The 303-nt window shown below is 48.8% G+C and carries 1 protein-coding gene; it reads right to left on the bottom strand.

Annotated elements, in window-relative coordinates; genetic code table 11:
• Nucleotides 1–75: 75 nt before the first annotated feature.
• Nucleotides 76–303, bottom strand: a 228-nt coding sequence (locus AAHB12_RS31525; RefSeq protein ID WP_342048968.1) for a hypothetical protein, incomplete at its 5' end; no start/stop codon positions are given.

The raw sequence follows: 303 nt of genomic DNA, 5'->3' as shown, positions 1-303 counted from the left end.
TTATCACGTTTTGAAGTGGGGGATTCTTGAAAAACCAAGACATGCACCGCTGGTGCACAACCCCATTCCGTTCAACTAGAATGTGGATTTCCTACTGCATACCTTCCGTAAACCTTTTGCCTCTTCGTCTGTGAGAGCCCGAGGAGAAAAGAGTTCACTTGCACAGTGAAACTTACGTACGGCAAACAGCTCTGAACGGTAGAACGCATGTGTGCGAATCCCTTTCAGGTAGGACGATACAACCTTCCACTGCGCCCAATGATGAGCACCCCGTATCTTCTCCGGTACGAGTTCACCCAACAT

It is taken from the genome of Bacillus sp. OTU530, from assembly GCF_038440375.1.
The sequence above is the reverse complement of the archived record's forward strand: the minus strand, read 5'-3'. Positions and strand labels throughout refer to the sequence as shown.